We start from the raw sequence: 17354 nt of genomic DNA, 5'->3' as shown, positions 1-17354 counted from the left end.
CGTGTTGATTTTGTTCGATCCTCTGCGGAAAGACCGCGCTCCAAACAGACATCATGGGTGCCGCTCCAGACAACTACCCTCTGCATGTGGAACTGCTGCTGCCAGCCGGCAGATTGAACGGCCCCATCCATGCCGCGATCGATACGTTCCGCACCGCCAACGGCATTGCCCGCAGCCGCAGCGGGCAAGCGAGTGGCCATGTGGTGACGTGGCGCTGCGCGGAAGTGGACCTATCGGCGGAAGCGGAACACCTATGCTTCATGCCGCCGGGCGCGCCGGACTCGGCAATGGAGCGCGCCATCTTCGTGCCGCCCCTGGAAACGGTCTCGGTGCCGCAGCTGCGCGCCAGCGTGGCAAGCAACGAAGCCGTGCTGCACGAAATCCGTAGCGCCGTGGCGGACAAACGCTACGTCTGCGCGGTCGGCACCGGCGTCTGGCTGGTTGCGGCGGCAGGCGTACTGGACAAGATGCAGACGCCGGTGCAATGGGCGTACCAGTCCGGCTTCGCGCGGACCCATCCGGACCTGACCATCGCCAACGATCCGATTGTCTGGGCCAGCGAGCGAATCCTGCTGGCCGGAACGCCTTCATTGGCCTATGACTGCGTGCTTGAACTGATGGAGCGCACGGGCATCGCCGGACTGGCCGGCGCATCGCGCGACAAGCTCGTCTTCGATCCCACGCGGCAGATCATCGCGTCGACGCTGCCCATAGAGAAGGTCAGCGGCCTCACCCGGGACAGCCCGCTCTATCGCGCCGTGCAGTGGTTGTTGGCGCATGCGCAGGAAGCCGTGACGATAGGCGGCGCCGCGCAACATGCGGCGGTCAGTGAAAGAACCTTGGCACGCCTTTTCCGGACGCATTTGGCGATCACGCCGCATGAATTCCTCACCGATATACGGATGAGAAAGAGCCAGATGTGGCTGGAAGTGACGCTGCGTTCGGTGGAGGACATAGCCAATGACTGCGGCTATCTGGACGTCGCAGCCTTTCGCCGCGCCTTCAAGCGCAAGTTCGGCGTAACGCCGGCGGATTACCGGCGCGAATACACGCAGCGGGGGCCGCGGGCGCGGTGGAAGATGGAGCAGTATGGAAGCGAGGCCTAGAGACTGGTTGCCGAGAACGCCAGGAGTATTCGTGGAATACTCAGGGAACTTCAAGCGCGATGGGAATTACTGCAGTGGCTAGTCACAAACTGCGCATGCTGTTCGGCGCGGCAGCTTCGATCGTCTTTGCCTGGTACTGCTTCCATGGATTGTCGTGGCTTGCACGCGGTGTCGGAATCATTCCGATCGTGCACTACGATCCGCCGGTAGACCAATGGATTCTGATCGGTGACCCGATGCTTCAAAGCTGGCACAAGGTCCGCGTATCCGAGGACTTTACGCTTGCTGGCATCGCACTCATTTTCCTGACCCTGGTGCTGTCCTATTACGTCGCACGGGTGGCCTATCACCTCAGTTTCGCGAAGGTCTTTACCCGTCACGACCGTTGGTTCGTCGCGGGATGGATGATCGGCGCACCATTGATGGCCGCGCTGGGGCACATGCTCGTCCTCCTGGTGTTCGAACATTCCTGGGCGCATCGATGGCCCATGCTTGCTGGCGCGGCCGTGCTGATCGCTTTTGCCGTATCGGCAAAACTGTTCGCGGATTCCTGGCGGTGGATCATGCGCAGGCGCAGGGTTCATGCGATCTGACACGCCCCTACGGCCTTGCAAGCGACGCCCATTCCCGGCCTGCCCAGCATCCATCCGCATTCCGTCCTAAAATGCCGGGTTTGCCGAAAGAACCGTCATGGCCATCGCCATGAAGGGCTTTCATCCTTTACGAATGAGTGTGGTGAAGATGAACAAGCCTTTCATTTCGCTGTGCCCGGAAATTACCCGGACGCACGCGCTGACGCTGATGGATTGGTTGGAAGACGAGCGCGTCACCTGCTATCTGAGCGATTCGCGCAATGTCTCCCGCTTCATCGAGCAAGCCATCGATCGGACGCAACTGCCGATCCTGACCCATCTGTTCAACCAGGGCGGCCGCTTCTTCATGGCCTATGACAGGCGCGACGTCCCGGTGGGCTTCGTGCGCCTGGTCAAGACCGGCCCCGACTGCGAAATCGTCCTGGTGATCGGAGACTGCGACAATTGGGGCCGGAACCTGGGGGCAAGCACGATCCGCGAAGGCATGAAGCTGGCCTTCCTCGACATGCGGGCCGAAAAGCTCATCGCCAAGATCCACCCGGACAACGCACGCTCGCTGAAGACCTTTCTGCGCAGCGGCTTTCTGCTTGAGACCGAAACGCCGACACTGAAGTCGTTTTCCATGACCGCGGGGCGCTATCTCCGGCTGTTGCGCGAAGGCGTCGTTGTCGACTCCACGGATATCTACGTCACTGAGATCGACAAGGCACGGCTCAAGGAGCTGATCGAACTCGAGCAAGGCCCGGCTGTTGTCGAACTCGAGCACGAGCTTGAACGAGCCATCGTCGTCGCGCCGCAGCAGGTGGCACGGAATGTCGTCACGATGAACTCCAGGGCCTTGCTGCAGCTGGACGACGAAGAAATGGAAGTTGCCCTGGTCTACCCGGAAGACGCCGACAGCAGCGCGGGAAAGTATTCCGTGTGTTCCGACGTCGGCGCCGCTATCCTGGGCTACCAGGAGGGGGATTCCATCGATTGGCGGATTTCAGACCGGACCCGCCGGATCGGAATCAGGAAAGTGCTTTACCAGCCGGAAGCCGCGGGCGATTTCCATCTGTAGACCGCTGGGAGGCTGGGGCGCCTGCGCAAAGGCGGCCTTTCATCAGGGTTGAACCGTCAGCAGGTTGGCGTCGCGCGCAAGCCGCCACTTGCCGTCGGACTCTTTACGCAGAAGTGTCAGCGTGTATCCCGAACGCCGGACGGATTTTCCGCCGGGCGGCGTGGCCGTCATTTCGATGCGGTTGCGGATAAACGCCCAGTCTCCCAGCAGCTGCAATTCGACGATCTGGCTTGTGCCGTCTATCTGCACGCCGTCCATGCTTTGCGAGGCTGCCGCAAACGCCTCTTTGCCAAACGGCTCCTGCCCCGGCACCGAGAACACCACGTCGTCGGTCATCAAGGTCAGAACGGTTGCGAGGTCGCCTGCCTTGCTCGCAGCCATCCAGGTCTCTACAACCTGCCGGATCGCTTTTTCGTCGTCGGTCATTGCGGGCACCTCGATTCTTGGGCGTCAGACCTTGGGACCGATCCCAAAATCACAGTCGAATATCGGAGGAGAGAGATGGAGCGGGTGATGGGAATCGAACCCACGCTTGAGGCTTGGGAAGCCGCCGTTCTACCATTGAACTACACCCGCTCGGGTGTCGTGCCCTCGGCGCAAAGCCGAAGCAGAGGCGGCGATTATAGCGCGCCTTTTTTCATCGCCGCCGCCTGCCGTCGCCCTGCCGCAGCGGCCCTCAGCCTCAAGGTTGTAAATATGTCCCCAATTTAGTGCATCTGGGCGACAGCGGCGCGCCGGGCCTGCCACTACAATTCGGGCTATGAATACGAACACCCCCGAAAACAACCCCGCAGCCGCCTCGGCCCCGGCTGCCGCAAGCACCCCCGCGACGCCTGGCGGCGAACCCTCGGCTACCGCCGTTTCCCCGGAAACGCAGGCTGCGCTGGCCAGTACCGCCCACGCTCCCAACAGCCCCGGCGCGACCCATATCCGCAGTTTCGTGCACCGCCGCGGCCACATTACGCAGGGCCAGCTGGCCGCGCTCGAGCGCCTGATGGGCCAATGGTCCATCCCGTATGCGCCGCGCCGCCTGGATCCCGCCGCCGCCTTCGGCCGGCAGGCGCCGACGGTGCTGGAGATCGGTTTCGGCATGGGCGAGACCACCGAGAAGATCGCGCTGGCGCGCCCGGGCGACAACTTCCTGGGCGTGGAAGTGTTCAACGCCGGCGTCGGCTCGCTGCTGCGCCGCATTGAAGACTCCAGCATCCCGAACCTGCGCATCATCCAGCACGACGCCGTGGAAGTGGTGCGCGACATGATCGCCCCCGATTCGCTGGCCGGCGTGCACATCTACTTCCCGGATCCGTGGCCCAAGAAGCGCCATCACAAGCGCCGCCTGATCCAGCCCGCGTTCATCTCGCTCTTGGCCAGCCGCATCGCGCCGGGCGGCTACATCCATTGCGCCACCGATTGGGAAGACTACGCGGTGCAGATGCTGGAAGTGCTGGGCAACGAGCCGCAGCTTGCGAACACCGCGGACGGCTACGCCCCCCGCCCCGATTACCGCCCCCTGACCAAATTCGAGAACCGCGGCCTGCGCCTGGGCCACGGCGTCTGGGACCTGATCTTCAAGCGAGTCGCCTGATGCTATACCCGCCCATCGAACCCTACCGCCAAGGCACGCTGGACACCGGCGACGGCCACCAGATCTACTGGGAACTCTGCGGCAATCCGCAGGGCAAGCCCGCCGTGTTCCTGCATGGCGGCCCCGGCAGCGGCTGCTCGCCCGTGCATCGGCAGCTGTTCGATCCGCAGCGCTACAACGTGCTGCTGTTCGATCAGCGCGGCTGCGGCCGTTCACGGCCCCACGCCAGTCTGGACAACAACACGACCTGGCATCTGGTATCCGACATCGAGCGCCTGCGCACCGAGGTCATGGGCGCGGAAAAGTGGCTGGTGTTCGGCGGGTCCTGGGGTTCGACGCTGGCGCTGGCCTATGCGGAAACGCATGTATCGCACGTGAGCGAGCTGGTGCTGCGGGGCATTTTCGGGCTGCGCAAGGCAGAAATCCAGTGGTTCTATCAGGAAGGCGCGTCGTGGCTATTCCCCGACCGCTGGGAAGAATATCTGGCGCCGATTCCGGAAGACGAGCGCGGCGACCTGGTGGCCGCGTATCACAAGCGCCTGACGGGCGATGACCCGGCCGAGCAGTTGCGCGCGGCCAAGGCCTGGAGCAAGTGGGAAGACAGCACCATCACGCTGCTGCCCAGCCCGCGCCATCAGCAAAGCCATGCCGCCGACCGTGCCGCGCTGGCATTCGCACGCATCGAGAACCACTACTTCGTGAACCACGGCTTCATGGAAGAAGGCCAGTTGATCCGCGACGCGCACAAGCTGCGCGGCGTTCCGGGCACCATCGTGCAGGGGCGCTACGACGTCTGCACGCCCGCGCGCACCGCCTGGGACCTGCACCGCGCCTGGCCCGAAGCCGAATTCCACCTGGTCCCGGACGCGGGCCATGCGTTTGACGAACCCGGCACGTTGGCGCGGCTGATCGCCGCCACCGACGGCTATGCGCGATAACTGAGGAGACCTGCATGCACATCACCCTGAACGGAGACGCACGGGAGTTTCCCCTGGACACGACCGTGAACGAACTGCTGGAGGCCCTGGGCTATGCCGGCAAGCGCGTGGCCGTGGAACGCAACGGCGAAATCGTGCCCAAGAGCCAGCACGCGCAGACCGCGCTGAGCGACGGCGACCAGGTCGAGATCGTGGTCGCGGTGGGCGGCGGTTGAAGCCCGCGCCGCACTGAAAGCTGCAAAGACAAGGGCCGCTGCGATAGCGGCCCTTGTCGCATGTAGCCGCGCGCCCGATGCGGTTTAGACCGATCGCGGCGCATTCCCTGCAAACTGACCAGCATTCTTGCGTAGTCTGCCAACAGGCTAGCAACCTGTTACACGTTAACCCCTCGTCGCGCGGGGAATGTGCGAGTCATAATCGTTCCTGCTGGTTTCGTACTCTCTTGTCTTGCTGTTGTTCTAGCGTTGCACATCGCCCTCGCGGGGCAGAGGAGGCATCATGAACACCGCAGTCATCATCAACCTGATCATCCAGCTTGTCGCCGGCGCTGCCGGGGGCAATGGCCTGGGAAAGATGCTCCAGCAGTTCAATCTGGGCCCGTTGGGCAACACCATCGCAGGCGCCATCGGCGGCCTGGCTGGGGGTTCCTGGCTGGCTCCGATGATCACCGCAGGAGCGAACGCGGTTGCAGCGGGCAATACGGGACTGGATCTTTCCGCGATCGCCAGCAGCGTGGTCGGCGGCGGCGTCGGTGGCGCCGTGCTGACCCTGATCGCCGGCGTCGTGCGCAAAATGTTCATGGGCCAAAAGCCCTGATGGCACTTGTTTCTCTCACCGCAACATAGATAAAGGAAACACTATGGGTCTGCTCAATTTCATCAAGGACGTTGGAGAAAAGCTCTTCGGCGCCAGCGAGGCCAAGGCCGCGACGGCGGACGAACTGAAGAAAGAGCTCGATAAGCACGGCCTGAATGCCGACGGCTTGCAGATCTCGGTCGATGGCGACAAGGTCACGGTGGCGGGCGAGGCCCTCAGCACGGAAGCGGCCGAGAAGATCACTCTGGCGCTGGGCAACACCGTGGGCGTGGCCCAGGTGGACAACCAACTGAAGGTGAAGCAGGCCACCCCGGAAGCCAAGATGTACACGGTACAGAAGGGCGACAACCTGTGGAAGATTGCCGAGGCGCAATACGGCAAGGGCCAGGGCGCGAAGAACAACCTGATCTTCGAAGCCAACAAGCCCATGCTGACCAGCCCCGACAAGATCTATCCGGGCCAGGTGCTGCGCATCCCGCCCCTGTCCTGATCATTGCGATAAATCGGACAGGCCGGAAGGCACCCATGCGCTTTCCGGCTTGCATCGCGGCAGGCGCCCCCTGCTAGCCGCGATTACTTGGCCAGACGCAACGTCTGGCCATTTTTTTTCCCGTCTCTCCAATAAAAAATGCCCCAACAGGGGCATTCCAGTCCGGCGCAAGAAGGCCTTTTTCCGCCGGGCCGCCCCAAGGACAATGAGCCCCCTCGGGGGGCAGAGAGCTCACGCAGTGAGCGAAGCGTGGGGGCACCGCAAGCGCACGCAGTGCGCGCGCCGCGGGGGGCCGGCCTCACTTCATTCCAAAGCGGCCCAAGCCCTTCATGCCGCCCATGGCGCGCATCATCTTGGCCATGCCGCCCTTCTTCATCTGCTTCATCATGCCCTGCATCTGGTCGAACTGCGCGAGCAGGCGGTTGACTTCCTGCACCGGCACGCCGGAACCGGCCGCGATGCGGCGCTTGCGCGAGGCCTTGATGAGTTCGGGCTTGGCGCGTTCGGCCGCGGTCATGGAATTCAGGATGCCTTCGGTGCGGCGCAGCTGCTTTTCAGCCTGCCCGCCCTGCAGCTGGCCAGCGGCCTGCTGGAACTGGGCCGGCAGCTTTTCCAGCAGCGAGCCCATGTCGCCCAGCTTCTTCACCTGGCCGAGCTGGTCGCGGAAGTCGTTCAGGTCGAACTTGTTGCCCGACTTGATCTTCGCGGCCAGCTTCTGGGCTTCGGCGATGTCGATGTTCTTCTGAGCCTGTTCGACCAGCGACACGATGTCGCCCATGCCGAGCACGCGCTGCGCCATGCGCTCGGGGTAGAAGGGCTCCAGGCCGTCGAGCTTTTCCGAGACGCCGACGAACTTCAGCGGCTTGCCGGTGACGTGGCGCACCGACAGGGCCGCGCCGCCGCGGGCGTCGCCGTCCAGCTTGGTCAGCACCACGCCGGTCAGGGGCAGCGCTTCGGCGAAGGCGCGCGCGGTGTTGACCGCGTCCTGGCCCTGCATGGCGTCGACCACGAACAGCGTTTCCACCGGCTTGACCAGGTCATGCAGCGCGCGGATTTCGCGCATCATGGCCTCGTCGATGCCCAGGCGGCCGGCCGTGTCCAGGATCAGCACGTCATAGTGATGGCGGCGCGCATGGTCCACCGCGTTGCGGGCGATGTCCTCGGGCTTCTGGCTGGGGTCGGACGGCAGGAAGTCCACGCCAACCTGGGCCGCCACGCTCTTCAGCTGATCGATAGCGGCCGGGCGATAGACGTCGGCGGACACCACCAGCACTTTCTTCTTGCCGGTCTTGCGGCCGTGCTGGGTGTGCTGGCCTTCGCTGAGCCAGCGCGCCAGCTTGCCGGTGGTGGTGGTCTTGCCGGCGCCCTGCAGGCCTGCCATCAGGATGACGGCGGGCGGCTGCACCGCCAGCGACAGTTCGCCGGAGTCGGCGCCCAGGTCGCCGCCCATCAGGGCGGTCAGCTCCTTGTGGACCACGCCCACCAGGGCCTGGCCCGGGCTGAGGCTGCTGGCGACTTCTTCGCCCAGCGCCTTTTCCTTCACGCGCGCGACGAACTCGCGCACGACGGGCAGGGCCACGTCGGCTTCCAGCAGCGCCATGCGCACTTCGCGCAGCATCTCCTGGGTGTTGGCCTCGGTCAGGCGGGCTTCCCCGCGCAGCGTCTTGACGACGCGCGACAGGCGTTGAGTTAGGTTATCGAGCATGAGAGGCGTTTCCGCTTAAACTAGTTGATTGAACGGTGGCCGCAGGCGCGGATTCTGCGCTTTCGGGCGGCATGCGCCCCAAGGCCCCATCCAGACAACGGTTTCTATGTCACTAGGCATTGTATTTCACACGGCGGCTGCCTTGGCGTACGCGGTGCTCGGGGGGTCGCTCTGGATCCGCCTGGCCGGCGCCGGCGGCGTGGAACAGACGGGAAAAATCGCCCGCCTGTGCCTGCTGGGAGCCCTGGTTCTCCATGGAATCGGGCTGCAACAATCGATGCTGGGCACCCAGCACCTGTTCATAGGGTGGGCGCTGGCCCTGTCCGCCGCCATCTGGCTGGGCATGGTGGTGTTCTGGCTGGAAAGCCTGCTGGTGCGCATAGACGGCCTGCAATTGCTGCTGCTGCCGGCAGCCACCATCGCCAGCGGCCTGGCCGCCATCTTCCCCCAGGGCCAGTTCGTGCCCCACGCCAATGACGCCTGGCTGCGCGTCCACCTGCTGATCGCCCTGGCGGCCTACGGCCTGATCACCATCGCCGCGCTGCACGCCATGATGATGGCGCTGCTGGACCGCCACCTGCACCGTCCGCTGGACGCCCCCGCCGAACGCAGCATCATCGGCCGCGTGCTGGACTCCCAGCCACCGCTGCTGGTGCAGGAACAGTTGCTGTTCCGCATCATCTGGATCGGCTTCATCGTGCTGACGCTGGCCGTGGGCACGGGATCCGTGGCGTCCATGAAGCTGACGGGCAAGATCCTGCCGTTCGACCACAAGACCGTGTTCACGCTGTTGTCATGGCTGACCTTCGGCGTGCTGCTGGCCGGCCGCCACATCTGGGGCTGGCGCGGCCGCGTCGCCCTGCGCTGGACGCTGACGGGTTTCGGGTTCCTGATTCTGGCCTATACCGGCAGCCGGTTCGTGCTGGAAATGATTCTGCATCGAGGTTGAAGTGGGCAAGTTGCTGTTCTGGATTGTTCTGATCATCCTGGTGCTGTTCGTGGCCCGCCTGGCCGGCCGCATGGCAGCCGCGCGGCAAGCCGGCCAGCAGGGCGCGAAGAAGCCCAAGACCGATGCGCGCGGCCCCAAGCCGCTGGAGTCCATGGTGCGCTGCGCCCACTGCGGCATCCATCTGCCCCGCTCCGAGGCCTTGCAGCAGAACGGCCAGACCTGGTGCAGCGCGGAACACGCGCGTCTGGGCCCGGCCCGGCACTGATCCGCCTGATTAGAGGCTTGCCGCCCCGCACGGCATAATGCGTGTTGGAAACCACACGCATGCTCTCTTCCCATGGCCTTGCTTCTGGATCGTCATGGCTGGCTGGCGCCAGCCCCGGGTGTTTCGCTCATGCCCTCCCCCAACTGCGACGCGCGCCCCGCCGGCGCGCAGGCGTCGCTGCTGGTGCTGCACAACATCAGCCTGCCGCCGGGCCAATTTGGCGGCCCTGAAGTCGCGGGGCTGTTCCTGAACACCCTGGACTACGGTTCGCATCCCTGGCTGGAACGGCTGCGCGGCCTGCGCGTGTCGGCGCATTTCTTCATCCGCCGCGACGGCAGCATCGTCCAGTTCGTGTCCACCGACGAACGCGCCTGGCATGCGGGCGTGTCGCGCTTTGCAGGCCGCGAACGCTGCAACGATTTTTCCATCGGCATCGAGCTGGAAGGCACTGACACCTTGCCCTATGCCGAGCCTCAGTACCTGGCCCTGCGCAAGCTGACGCCGGTGCTGCGCGCGCGCTACCCCCTGGCGGCAGCCTGGGGACACGAGCACATCGCCCCCGGGCGCAAGTCCGACCCCGGGCCCGCTTTCAACTGGACGCGCTTTGCGCGCGACAGCGGCTTTGCACGGCGGCAGCTGCCGCCCGTCTGACACTACAAGGAATGGTTATGTTGAAGATCTGGGGACGCCTGACTTCCGTCAACGTTCAGAAAGTCATGCTGGCGGTGCGCGAACTGGCGCTGCCGCATTCCTTCATTCAGGCGGGCGGCCCGTTCGGCGTGGTCGACACGCCCGAATTCGCCAAGCTGAATCCCAACCGCACCGTGCCGCTCATCGACGACGGCGGCTTCGTGCTGTGGGAATCGAACGCCATCGTGCGCTATCTGGCCGCGCGCTACGGCGCGGGCAGCCTGTGGCCGGAAGACGTCTGCATGCGCGCGGATGCGGACCGCTGGATGGACTGGCAGGCCACCGAATGGCAAGGCGTCATGGGGCCCGCGTTCCTGGGCCTGATCCGCACGCCCGAGGATAAGCGCGACCGCGCCGCCATCGAAAACTCGGTCAAGCGTTCAAATGCGCGCGCCCAGATCCTGGACCAGGCCCTGCAGGGCCGCGAGTTCATCGCTGGCCGCCACCTGACCATGGGCGATATCGCCCTGGTCTGCTCGGCCCACCGCTGGCTGGCCCTGCCGATCGAACGGCCCGACACGCCGGCGCTGTCGGCCTGGTACCGCCGCGTCATGATGCGTCCGGCCCCGCAGGGCGTGCTGACGCTGCCGCTGGAATAAGACGCAGGGCCGCGGCCTCAGCCGCGGTCCACCTTCCACCCCAGTTCCGCTGAAATCCCCGCCGCGGCGCCCTGCACCACGGCGACCATGTCGCGCATGCGCTCCAGCGACATGTAGGGCACCGTGCTGGACACGCTGATCGCCGCGACGATGCCGCTGGAAGCGTCGCGCACGGGCGCCGCCACGCAGCGGATCGACGGCTCGTTGTCTTCCAGATCGAACGCATAGCCGTGGGCAGCATAGTCGCGCATGCGGTCGCGGAAGGCCTCCCAGGTCGGGCTGCCGCCTCCCGCGCGCGACGACACCGGCGCGCCGACGCGGTACAGCGCTTTCCATTGCGGCTCTTCGGTATCCAGCAGCAAGGCCTTGCCCACGCCGGTGGCGGCCAGCGGCATGCGGTGCCCCACGCGAGAGCGCATCTCCAGCCCCTTCTTGCCGGGGATCTTTTCCAGGTACAGGACTTCGTCGTTGTCGCGCACGGCCAGGTGGATGGTGTCGCCCGTCTGCTCAGCCAGGCTGTCCAGGTAGGGACGCGCCAGCGTCGCCATCGGAAAGGCTTCGCGCGCCTGGAAACCCAGTTCGATCAGCTTCGGCCCCAGCACATAGCCCACGCCGGGCAAAGACCGCAGATAGCGTTCCTGCACCAGGCAACTGGCCAGCCGGTGCGTGGTGCTGCGCGCCACGCCGATGCGGGCGCAGATTTCCTTCAGGTCGCGCGCGCCGCCGGACACGGCCTGCACCACCGCCAGGCCGCGCATCAGCGTCTGCGTGCCCGCGGGCGCGGCGGCATCGGGATCCAGGGTGGACGTACGGTCGGGAGTCTGCGTGGAGGTCATGAAAGCGAGGCCGGGCAACAAGAGACGAGTGCAAGCATAACCGCCGCGATCGCGGCGGGATGCGGGGATAAGACGCGGATTGCGGGCGATTCCCGCAAAGAACGCCGAGGAGGTGAAACAAGCTTCACCGCGATTTATTCCCTCTATGTGGGATTTAATTCTATATTTTGAGATTTTTCAAGCGCTGATCTAGAATTTTTCCCATCGCCCGCCGCGCGCTCACCTACGCCCGGCAGGCATGAGACAACAAGGTCCGCAGAACCCTGCCCCGCGCCAGCCTCACCGCGCGTCCGCAGCCCGGTTTGCGGCCGGAAACGAGACAGCTTCTGATGACTACCGGATCTCCCGCCCGCGCGGCGCTTATCGCGCTGGATTGGGGCACCTCCTCGCTGCGCGCCTACCGGCTGGATGCCGCCGGCCGCACGCTGGATACGCGCCATCTGCCCTGGGGCATCATGCGCCTGCCGCAGCCGCTGCAGGACGGCGCCGCCACCACCGCCCTGTCGGGCTTCGAACTGGCTTTCGAACAAGCCTGCGGCGACTGGTTGCGCGCCGAACCGGCCCTGCCGGTGATCGCCTGCGGCATGGTCGGCAGCGCCCAGGGGTGGAAGGAAGCCGCCTACCTGGACGTGCCGGTCGACCTGCAGCGCATCGGCACGCTGCTGACCAAGGTCGAGCGCGAGGGCGGCCCCGCCCTGCACATCGTGCCCGGCCTGATCCAGCGCCACGGCCTGCCCAACGTCATACGCGGCGAAGAAACCCAGGTCGTCGGCGTGATGGCGGACCAGGCGACCCGCAGCGCAGACAGCGTCCTGATCGGCCTGCCCGGCACCCATTCGAAGTGGGTCAGCGCCCGCCGCGGCCGCGTCACCCACTTCGACACCTTCATGACTGGCGAGGTCTACGCCGCGCTGCGCGGCCACACCATCCTAGGCCGGACCATGGCGGACGCCGCCAGCGCCGACATGGCCGCCTTCGAACGCGGCCTGAAGGTCGCCGGGGCGCCTGCCGGGCGCGCGGGCGTGCTGTCCACCATCTTCAGCACGCGCGCGCTCGGCCTGACCGGCGAACTGGCGCCCGAATCGCAGGCCGACTATCTGTCGGGCCTGCTCATCGGCCATGAAATCGCGGCGCTGGCCGGCATGCTGCAGCAGCAGGGCGAACTGCCCCGCATCGTGCTTTGCGGCGACGCCGCGCTGTGCCGGCGCTACATCCAGGCCATGCAGCACTACGGCCTGGGCACGCCCGAACAGGCGCAGAACGCCACCGAGCGCGGCTTGTGGCACCTGGCCGTCTGCGCCGGGCTGGTCGCCTCGCCCTCCACGGAATAGGAATCGAACATGAACCATCCCGGTCTGCAAACCGCCATGGCCCACTGCGGCCTGATCGCCATCCTGCGCGGCATCAAGCCCGCCGAGGCCGAAGCCATAGGGCTGGAGCTCTACGCCGCCGGCTTTCGCCTGATCGAAGTGCCGCTGAATTCGCCCGACCCGCTGGACAGCATCCGCGCGATGCGCGCGGCGCTGCCCACCGACTGCCTGATCGGCGCGGGCACCGTGCTGGACCCCGAGGACTGCGCCCGCGTCCAGCAGGCCGGCGGCGAACTCATCGTCATGCCGCACAGCGACGCCGCCGTGATCCGCGCAGCCACGGCGCTGGGCATGGCCTCCTGCCCCGGCGTGGCCACGCCCACCGAAGCCTATGCCGCGCTGGCCGCAGGCGCCGACGTGCTGAAGATGTTCCCGGCCGAGCAGCTCGGCCCCGCCGTGCTGAAGGCCTGGCGCGCCGTGCTGCGTCCGCCGATCGCGCTGGCGCCCGTGGGCGGCATCACGCCCGACAACATCGCCATCTACGCCCAGGCGGGCGCCAGCGGCTTCGGCCTGGGCTCCGCCTTGTACAAACCCGGCCTGTCGGCCGCCCAAGTCGGCCAGAACGCGCGCGCATTCATCGCGGCCTGGCAACGCGCCTATCCCGCCCAGGAGACCCAAGCATGAAGATCACCAAGCTCACCACCTACATCGTGCCGCCGCGGTGGTGCTTCCTGAAGATTGAAACGGACGCCGGCATCGTCGGCTGGGGCGAGCCCGTGGTCGAAGGCCGCGCCCATTCGGTCGCCGCCGCCGTCGAGGAACTGTCCGACTACCTGATCGGCAAAGACCCCCGCAACATCGAAGACCACTGGACCGTGCTGTACCGCGGCGGCTTCTACCGCGGCGGCGCCATCCACATGAGCGCGCTGGCCGGAATCGACCAGGCCCTGTGGGACATCAAGGGCAAGGATCTGGGCGTGCCCGTGTCGCAGCTGCTGGGCGGCAACGTGCGCGACCGCATCCGCGTGTACTCATGGATCGGCGGCGACCGCCCGGCCGACACCGCGGCGGCCGCCAAGAGCGCCGTGGAGCGCGGCTTCACCGCCGTGAAGATGAACGGCACCGAGGAGCTGCAGTACATCGATTCCTTCGACAAGGTCGAGAAATGCCTGGAGAACGTGGCCGCCGTGCGCGACGCGGTCGGCCCCAACGTCGGCATAGGCGTGGACTTTCATGGCCGCGTGCACAAGCCCATGGCCAAGGTGCTGATGAAGGAGCTGGACCCGTTCAAGCTCATGTTCATAGAAGAGCCGGTGCTGAGCGAACACTACGAAGCGCTGAAGGAACTGGCCCCGCTGACCTCCACCCCGATCGCGCTGGGCGAACGCCTGTTCTCGCGCTGGGACTTCAAGCGCGTGCTGTCCGAGGGCTATGTGGACATCATCCAGCCCGATCCCTCGCACGCCGGCGGCATCACCGAAACCCGCAAGATCGCGGCCATGGCCGAAGCCTATGACGTGGCGCTGGCCCTGCACTGCCCGCTGGGCCCGATCGCGCTGGCCACCTGCCTGCAAATCGACGCCGGTTGCTACAACGCCTTCATCCAGGAACAAAGCCTGGGCATCCACTACAACGCCGCCAACGACCTGCTGGACTATGTCAGCAACCGCGAAGTCTTCGCCTACGAGGACGGCATGGTCGCGATTCCGCAAGGCCCCGGCCTGGGCATCGAGGTCAACGAGGAATACGTGAAGGAGCGCGCCGCCGTGGGCCACCGCTGGCGCAACCCTGTCTGGCGCCACGCCGACGGCAGCTTCGCCGAATGGTAAGCCGATAAAAATCAGCCGATAAAGAGAAAGAGGAGACATCCCTTGTCCACAGCCACCCACGCCGGCCTGCAGAGCGCCCAGCGCCCCACGCGCAGCCGGTACCTCATCATGGTGATGCTGTTCATCACCGTCGTCATCAACTACCTGGACCGCAGCAACCTGTCGATCGCAGCACCCGCGCTCAAGGACGAGTTCGGCCTGGACACCGTGCATGAAGGCCTGATCCTGTCGGCCTTCGGCTGGACCTACGCCGCCATGCAGATCCCCGGCGGCTGGCTGGTGGACCGGGTATCGCCGCGCCTGCTGTACGCAGCCGCGCTGATCCTGTGGTCGGCAGCCACGTTCTTCATGGGCTTTGCCGGCAGCTTCGTCATCCTGTTCGTGCTGCGCCTGGCCGTGGGCGCGCTGGAAGCGCCCGCCTATCCAATCAACAACCGCGTCGTCACCACCTGGTTCCCGGAACGCGAACGCGCGACCGCCATCGGCTTCTATACCTCGGGCCAGTTCGTCGGCCTGGCGTTCCTGACGCCGGTGCTGGCCTGGCTGCAGCACCACTATGGCTGGCACATGGTGTTCGTCAGCACCGGCCTCCTGGGCATCGTGTGGGGCGTGCTGTGGTTCATGATCTATCGCGAGCCGCGCCAGTTCAAGGGCGCGAACGCGGCGGAAATCGAGCTGATCCAGCAAGGCGGCGGCGTGGTCGACCTGGACCGCAGCGTCAAGGAAAAGAAGGCGCCGTTCAACTGGAACGACCTGGGCCTGGTCATGAGCAAGCGCAAGCTGTGGGGCGTGTACCTGGGCCAGTTCTGCCTGACGTCGACGCTGTGGTTCTTCCTGACCTGGTTCCCCACCTACCTGGTCAAGTACCGCGGCATGGACTTCATCAAGTCCGGCTTCCTGGCCTCGGTGCCGTTCCTGGCGGCCTTCGTCGGCGTGCTGTGCTCGGGCGTGCTGTCCGACTTCCTGATCCGCCGCGGCGCCACCGTCGGCCTGGCGCGCAAGCTGCCCATCATCCTGGGCCTCCTGATCTCCACGTCCATGATCGGCGCCAACTTCACCGATTCCACGCCCTGGGTGATCTTCTTCCTGGCCCTGGCCTTCTTCGGCAACGGCCTGGCATCGATCACCTGGTCGCTGGTGTCCACGCTGGCGCCGGTGCGCCTCTTGGGCCTGACCGGCGGCGTGTTCAACTTCGTGGGCAACCTGTCGTCGATCTGCACGCCCATCGTGATCGGCTTCCTGGTGACGAAGGACAGCTTCGCGCCTGCAATCGTGTACGTGTCGTCGCTGGCCTTGCTGGGCGCGCTGTCGTACATCCTGCTGGTGGGGAAGGTGGAGCGGATCGAGGCCTGAGCGCCTCAATTTCCACTGGTCAGCACTAAAGTGGTGGGTGCGCCACGTTCCTGCGAGCACATCCATCACGCGCACCTAGATATTTCCAGGTGCGCAATCCTATGGCTACGGAATGTCGAGTGTGAACGGCTACTGCATGTGCGGGCGGGACGTTAGTGTCCCTTGAGATTGATTCCACGTTACGCCCCTTTCCTACCCTCCACGCCTGCCGTCGACCAGCCCAGTATCTCCTTCTTATCTAACACTACTCTCAAGCCCTCCGTTGTGGCACAAGGTCCGATCTTGTCGGTCAGACTGCACAGCTGAAGATAATGCTGTCGCCCCATGCGCGAGAGAATCGTGACGTTTGAATAGGCATGCCCTGTTACTTCGCCTGCTGTAAATAGTTCTGCTTGACAGGCCGGCGGAGCAGACTTGATATGGCATGCGGCCTTCAGTACTGAGGCGCCCGTGTCGCTTACGGTGACAACCACCCCCCTTATGTCACCAAGGCCGAGTGCCCGTATGGCAAGGCCATGCACATAACCTAGATTGTGGGTCGTTAGTATTAGCATGTAGATCAAGTACGCCCCGACACCCACGGTCATTGGAAGCGTTGGCCGTGAATCTTTTTCTAGCGCCAGGTTTGCACCGGAAATCGCGATGCACCAGATGCCAAGTGCGACCCACTGCATCCAAGCCTCGAGCTCGAAAAGGAAAGAACCCGGCGAAGGACGAAACAGCAACACACCAAGCAAGCAAATTCCCCCTTGTAAGCTGAAGGCAAGGAGGATGCTTAAGAGGCCCTCCAATTTCCTAGATTTTGCGCATATCACCGTCAAGATCAGCGTTGCAATCAAGACGCCACCGATCCAAATTTCATCGTTTGCGACGTTGTACCAGAGCATCGCAAGCCAGAGCAGTTGGCTAAGAATTGCTGCAATCGTCGAAGTCGGCCAAGAAAGGCGACTGCCAGAGCGTCGAAATGCGAAGGTGGTAGATACTCCCAGTATGGTGGGTAGGAGCAAAATCGCACCGAGCCACAGAAGTTGGGTTATGCCGAAGAATGCCGCTACGACCAGGAGCCCTGTTATGTCGCTAAAGTCGAAATCAGGAAGGAAGCCCAGCGGGAGAAAGTAGGTCAGCAGCGTGAGGGCTCCCACCGTGCCAGTAATGGCACTCGCCATTGCGGGATGTGCACAAGTAAAACCCCAAATGCGCACTGAAAGATCCGCGAGCTGCTTCCGCAGG

General features: G+C 64.9%; 20 protein-coding genes and 1 tRNA gene. 16 read left to right on the top strand and 5 right to left on the bottom strand.

From position 1 onward, the window contains the following. The first annotated feature begins 53 nt into the window (after positions 1–53). From IAG39_RS03415 to IAG39_RS03405, 3 genes are all read left to right on the top strand, one after another. Positions 54–1106, top strand: coding sequence for a GlxA family transcriptional regulator (locus IAG39_RS03415; RefSeq protein ID WP_118931505.1), 1053 nt, complete (start codon positions 54–56; stop codon positions 1104–1106). A 74-nt stretch (positions 1107–1180) separates the two neighbouring features. Continuing rightward, a complete protein-coding gene (locus IAG39_RS03410) occupies positions 1181–1699 on the top strand; it encodes a hypothetical protein (protein ID WP_124260336.1) in 519 nt (172 codons plus the stop codon). Between the two features lie 97 nt (positions 1700–1796). Beyond that, a complete protein-coding gene (locus IAG39_RS03405; RefSeq protein WP_059373909.1) occupies positions 1797–2759 on the top strand; it encodes a bifunctional GNAT family N-acetyltransferase/nucleoside diphosphate kinase regulator in 963 nt (320 codons plus the stop codon). Positions 2760–2801: 42 nt separating this feature from the next. On the opposite strand, the gene IAG39_RS03400 is transcribed toward IAG39_RS03405, so the two are convergent. Together IAG39_RS03400 and IAG39_RS03395 are read right to left on the bottom strand one after the other, a co-directional pair. Continuing rightward, positions 2802–3185 carry a YybH family protein gene (locus IAG39_RS03400; protein WP_118931503.1) on the bottom strand — a complete coding sequence of 128 codons (384 nt, stop codon included), beginning with the start codon at positions 3183–3185 and terminating at the stop codon, positions 2802–2804. Positions 3186–3261: 76 nt separating this feature from the next. After that, positions 3262–3335, bottom strand: a tRNA-Gly gene (locus IAG39_RS03395). 184 nt (positions 3336–3519) lie between these two features. On the opposite strand from IAG39_RS03395, the gene trmB reads away from it, so the two are divergent. The 5 genes from trmB to lysM all read left to right on the top strand — a co-directional run bounded on the left by trmB (position 3520) and on the right by lysM (position 6588). Further along, positions 3520–4344, top strand: coding sequence for a tRNA (guanosine(46)-N7)-methyltransferase TrmB (gene trmB, locus IAG39_RS03390; protein WP_165867763.1), 825 nt, complete (start codon positions 3520–3522; stop codon positions 4342–4344). Next, positions 4344–5282, top strand: a complete 939-nt coding sequence (pip, locus tag IAG39_RS03385; protein WP_118931501.1) for a prolyl aminopeptidase — start codon at positions 4344–4346, stop codon at positions 5280–5282. The genes trmB and pip overlap by 1 nt, the downstream gene beginning before the upstream one ends. Positions 5283–5296: 14 nt before the next feature. Continuing rightward, on the top strand, positions 5297–5497 hold the full coding sequence (gene thiS / locus IAG39_RS03380) for a sulfur carrier protein ThiS (RefSeq protein WP_088142993.1): 201 nt from the start codon (positions 5297–5299) through the stop codon (positions 5495–5497). Positions 5498–5780: 283 nt separating this feature from the next. Beyond that, positions 5781–6098, top strand: a complete 318-nt coding sequence (locus IAG39_RS03375; RefSeq protein ID WP_118931500.1) for a hypothetical protein — start codon at positions 5781–5783, stop codon at positions 6096–6098. A 43-nt stretch (positions 6099–6141) separates the two neighbouring features. Next, complete coding sequence (gene lysM / locus IAG39_RS03370; RefSeq protein ID WP_054459342.1) at positions 6142–6588, top strand: peptidoglycan-binding protein LysM; 447 nt, start codon at positions 6142–6144, stop codon at positions 6586–6588. Positions 6589–6886: 298 nt separating this feature from the next. On the opposite strand, the gene ffh is transcribed toward lysM, so the two are convergent. Continuing rightward, positions 6887–8293: a signal recognition particle protein gene (gene ffh / locus IAG39_RS03365; protein WP_054459340.1), complete on the bottom strand. Its 1407-nt coding sequence runs from the start codon at positions 8291–8293 to the stop codon at positions 6887–6889. 106 nt (positions 8294–8399) lie between these two features. On the opposite strand from ffh, the gene IAG39_RS03360 reads away from it, so the two are divergent. From IAG39_RS03360 to IAG39_RS03345, 4 genes are all read left to right on the top strand, one after another. Continuing rightward, complete coding sequence (locus IAG39_RS03360) at positions 8400–9242, top strand: inner membrane protein YpjD (RefSeq protein ID WP_059373914.1); 843 nt, start codon at positions 8400–8402, stop codon at positions 9240–9242. A gap of 1 nt (position 9243) precedes the next feature. Beyond that, on the top strand, positions 9244–9507 hold the full coding sequence (locus tag IAG39_RS03355; protein ID WP_059373915.1) for a PP0621 family protein: 264 nt from the start codon (positions 9244–9246) through the stop codon (positions 9505–9507). A gap of 72 nt (positions 9508–9579) precedes the next feature. Continuing rightward, entirely contained in the window at positions 9580–10158 is a 579-nt protein-coding gene (gene ampD / locus IAG39_RS03350; RefSeq protein ID WP_118931499.1) for a 1,6-anhydro-N-acetylmuramyl-L-alanine amidase AmpD, read from the top strand. Positions 10159–10175: 17 nt separating this feature from the next. Beyond that, complete coding sequence (locus IAG39_RS03345; RefSeq protein ID WP_059373917.1) at positions 10176–10796, top strand: glutathione S-transferase family protein; 621 nt, start codon at positions 10176–10178, stop codon at positions 10794–10796. Between the two features lie 17 nt (positions 10797–10813). On the opposite strand, the gene IAG39_RS03340 is transcribed toward IAG39_RS03345, so the two are convergent. Continuing rightward, entirely contained in the window at positions 10814–11632 is an 819-nt protein-coding gene (locus IAG39_RS03340; RefSeq protein ID WP_118931586.1) for an IclR family transcriptional regulator, read from the bottom strand. Between the two features lie 329 nt (positions 11633–11961). Here IAG39_RS03340 and IAG39_RS03335 point away from each other — a divergent pair, with 329 nt between their 5' ends. Genes IAG39_RS03335 through IAG39_RS03320 form a run of 4 tightly spaced genes read left to right on the top strand, consistent with a single transcriptional unit; the run spans position 11962 to position 16124 of the window. Continuing rightward, the gene (locus tag IAG39_RS03335) at positions 11962–12963 is read left to right on the top strand and encodes a 2-dehydro-3-deoxygalactonokinase (protein ID WP_059373918.1); all 1002 of its coding nucleotides are present in this window, start codon (positions 11962–11964) and stop codon (positions 12961–12963) included. A gap of 9 nt (positions 12964–12972) precedes the next feature. Continuing rightward, positions 12973–13626, top strand: a complete 654-nt coding sequence (locus IAG39_RS03330) for a 2-dehydro-3-deoxy-6-phosphogalactonate aldolase (protein WP_118931498.1) — start codon at positions 12973–12975, stop codon at positions 13624–13626. After that, a complete protein-coding gene (gene dgoD / locus IAG39_RS03325) occupies positions 13623–14771 on the top strand; it encodes a galactonate dehydratase (protein ID WP_059373920.1) in 1149 nt (382 codons plus the stop codon). Before IAG39_RS03330 ends, dgoD begins: the two co-directional genes overlap by 4 nt. Positions 14772–14813: 42 nt before the next feature. Next, the gene (locus tag IAG39_RS03320; protein ID WP_118931497.1) at positions 14814–16124 is read left to right on the top strand and encodes an MFS transporter; all 1311 of its coding nucleotides are present in this window, start codon (positions 14814–14816) and stop codon (positions 16122–16124) included. 179 nt (positions 16125–16303) lie between these two features. Here the strand turns inward: IAG39_RS03320 and IAG39_RS03315 are convergent, their stop codons facing one another. Then, positions 16304–17290, bottom strand: a complete 987-nt coding sequence (locus IAG39_RS03315; RefSeq protein ID WP_124260335.1) for a hypothetical protein — start codon at positions 17288–17290, stop codon at positions 16304–16306. Positions 17291–17354 lie beyond the last annotated feature (64 nt).

The organism is Achromobacter xylosoxidans (assembly GCF_014490035.1).
In the GTDB taxonomy this organism is placed as follows: Bacteria; Pseudomonadota; Gammaproteobacteria; order Burkholderiales; family Burkholderiaceae_B; genus Achromobacter; species Achromobacter bronchisepticus_A.
The sequence above is the reverse complement of the archived record's forward strand: the minus strand, read 5'-3'. Positions and strand labels throughout refer to the sequence as shown.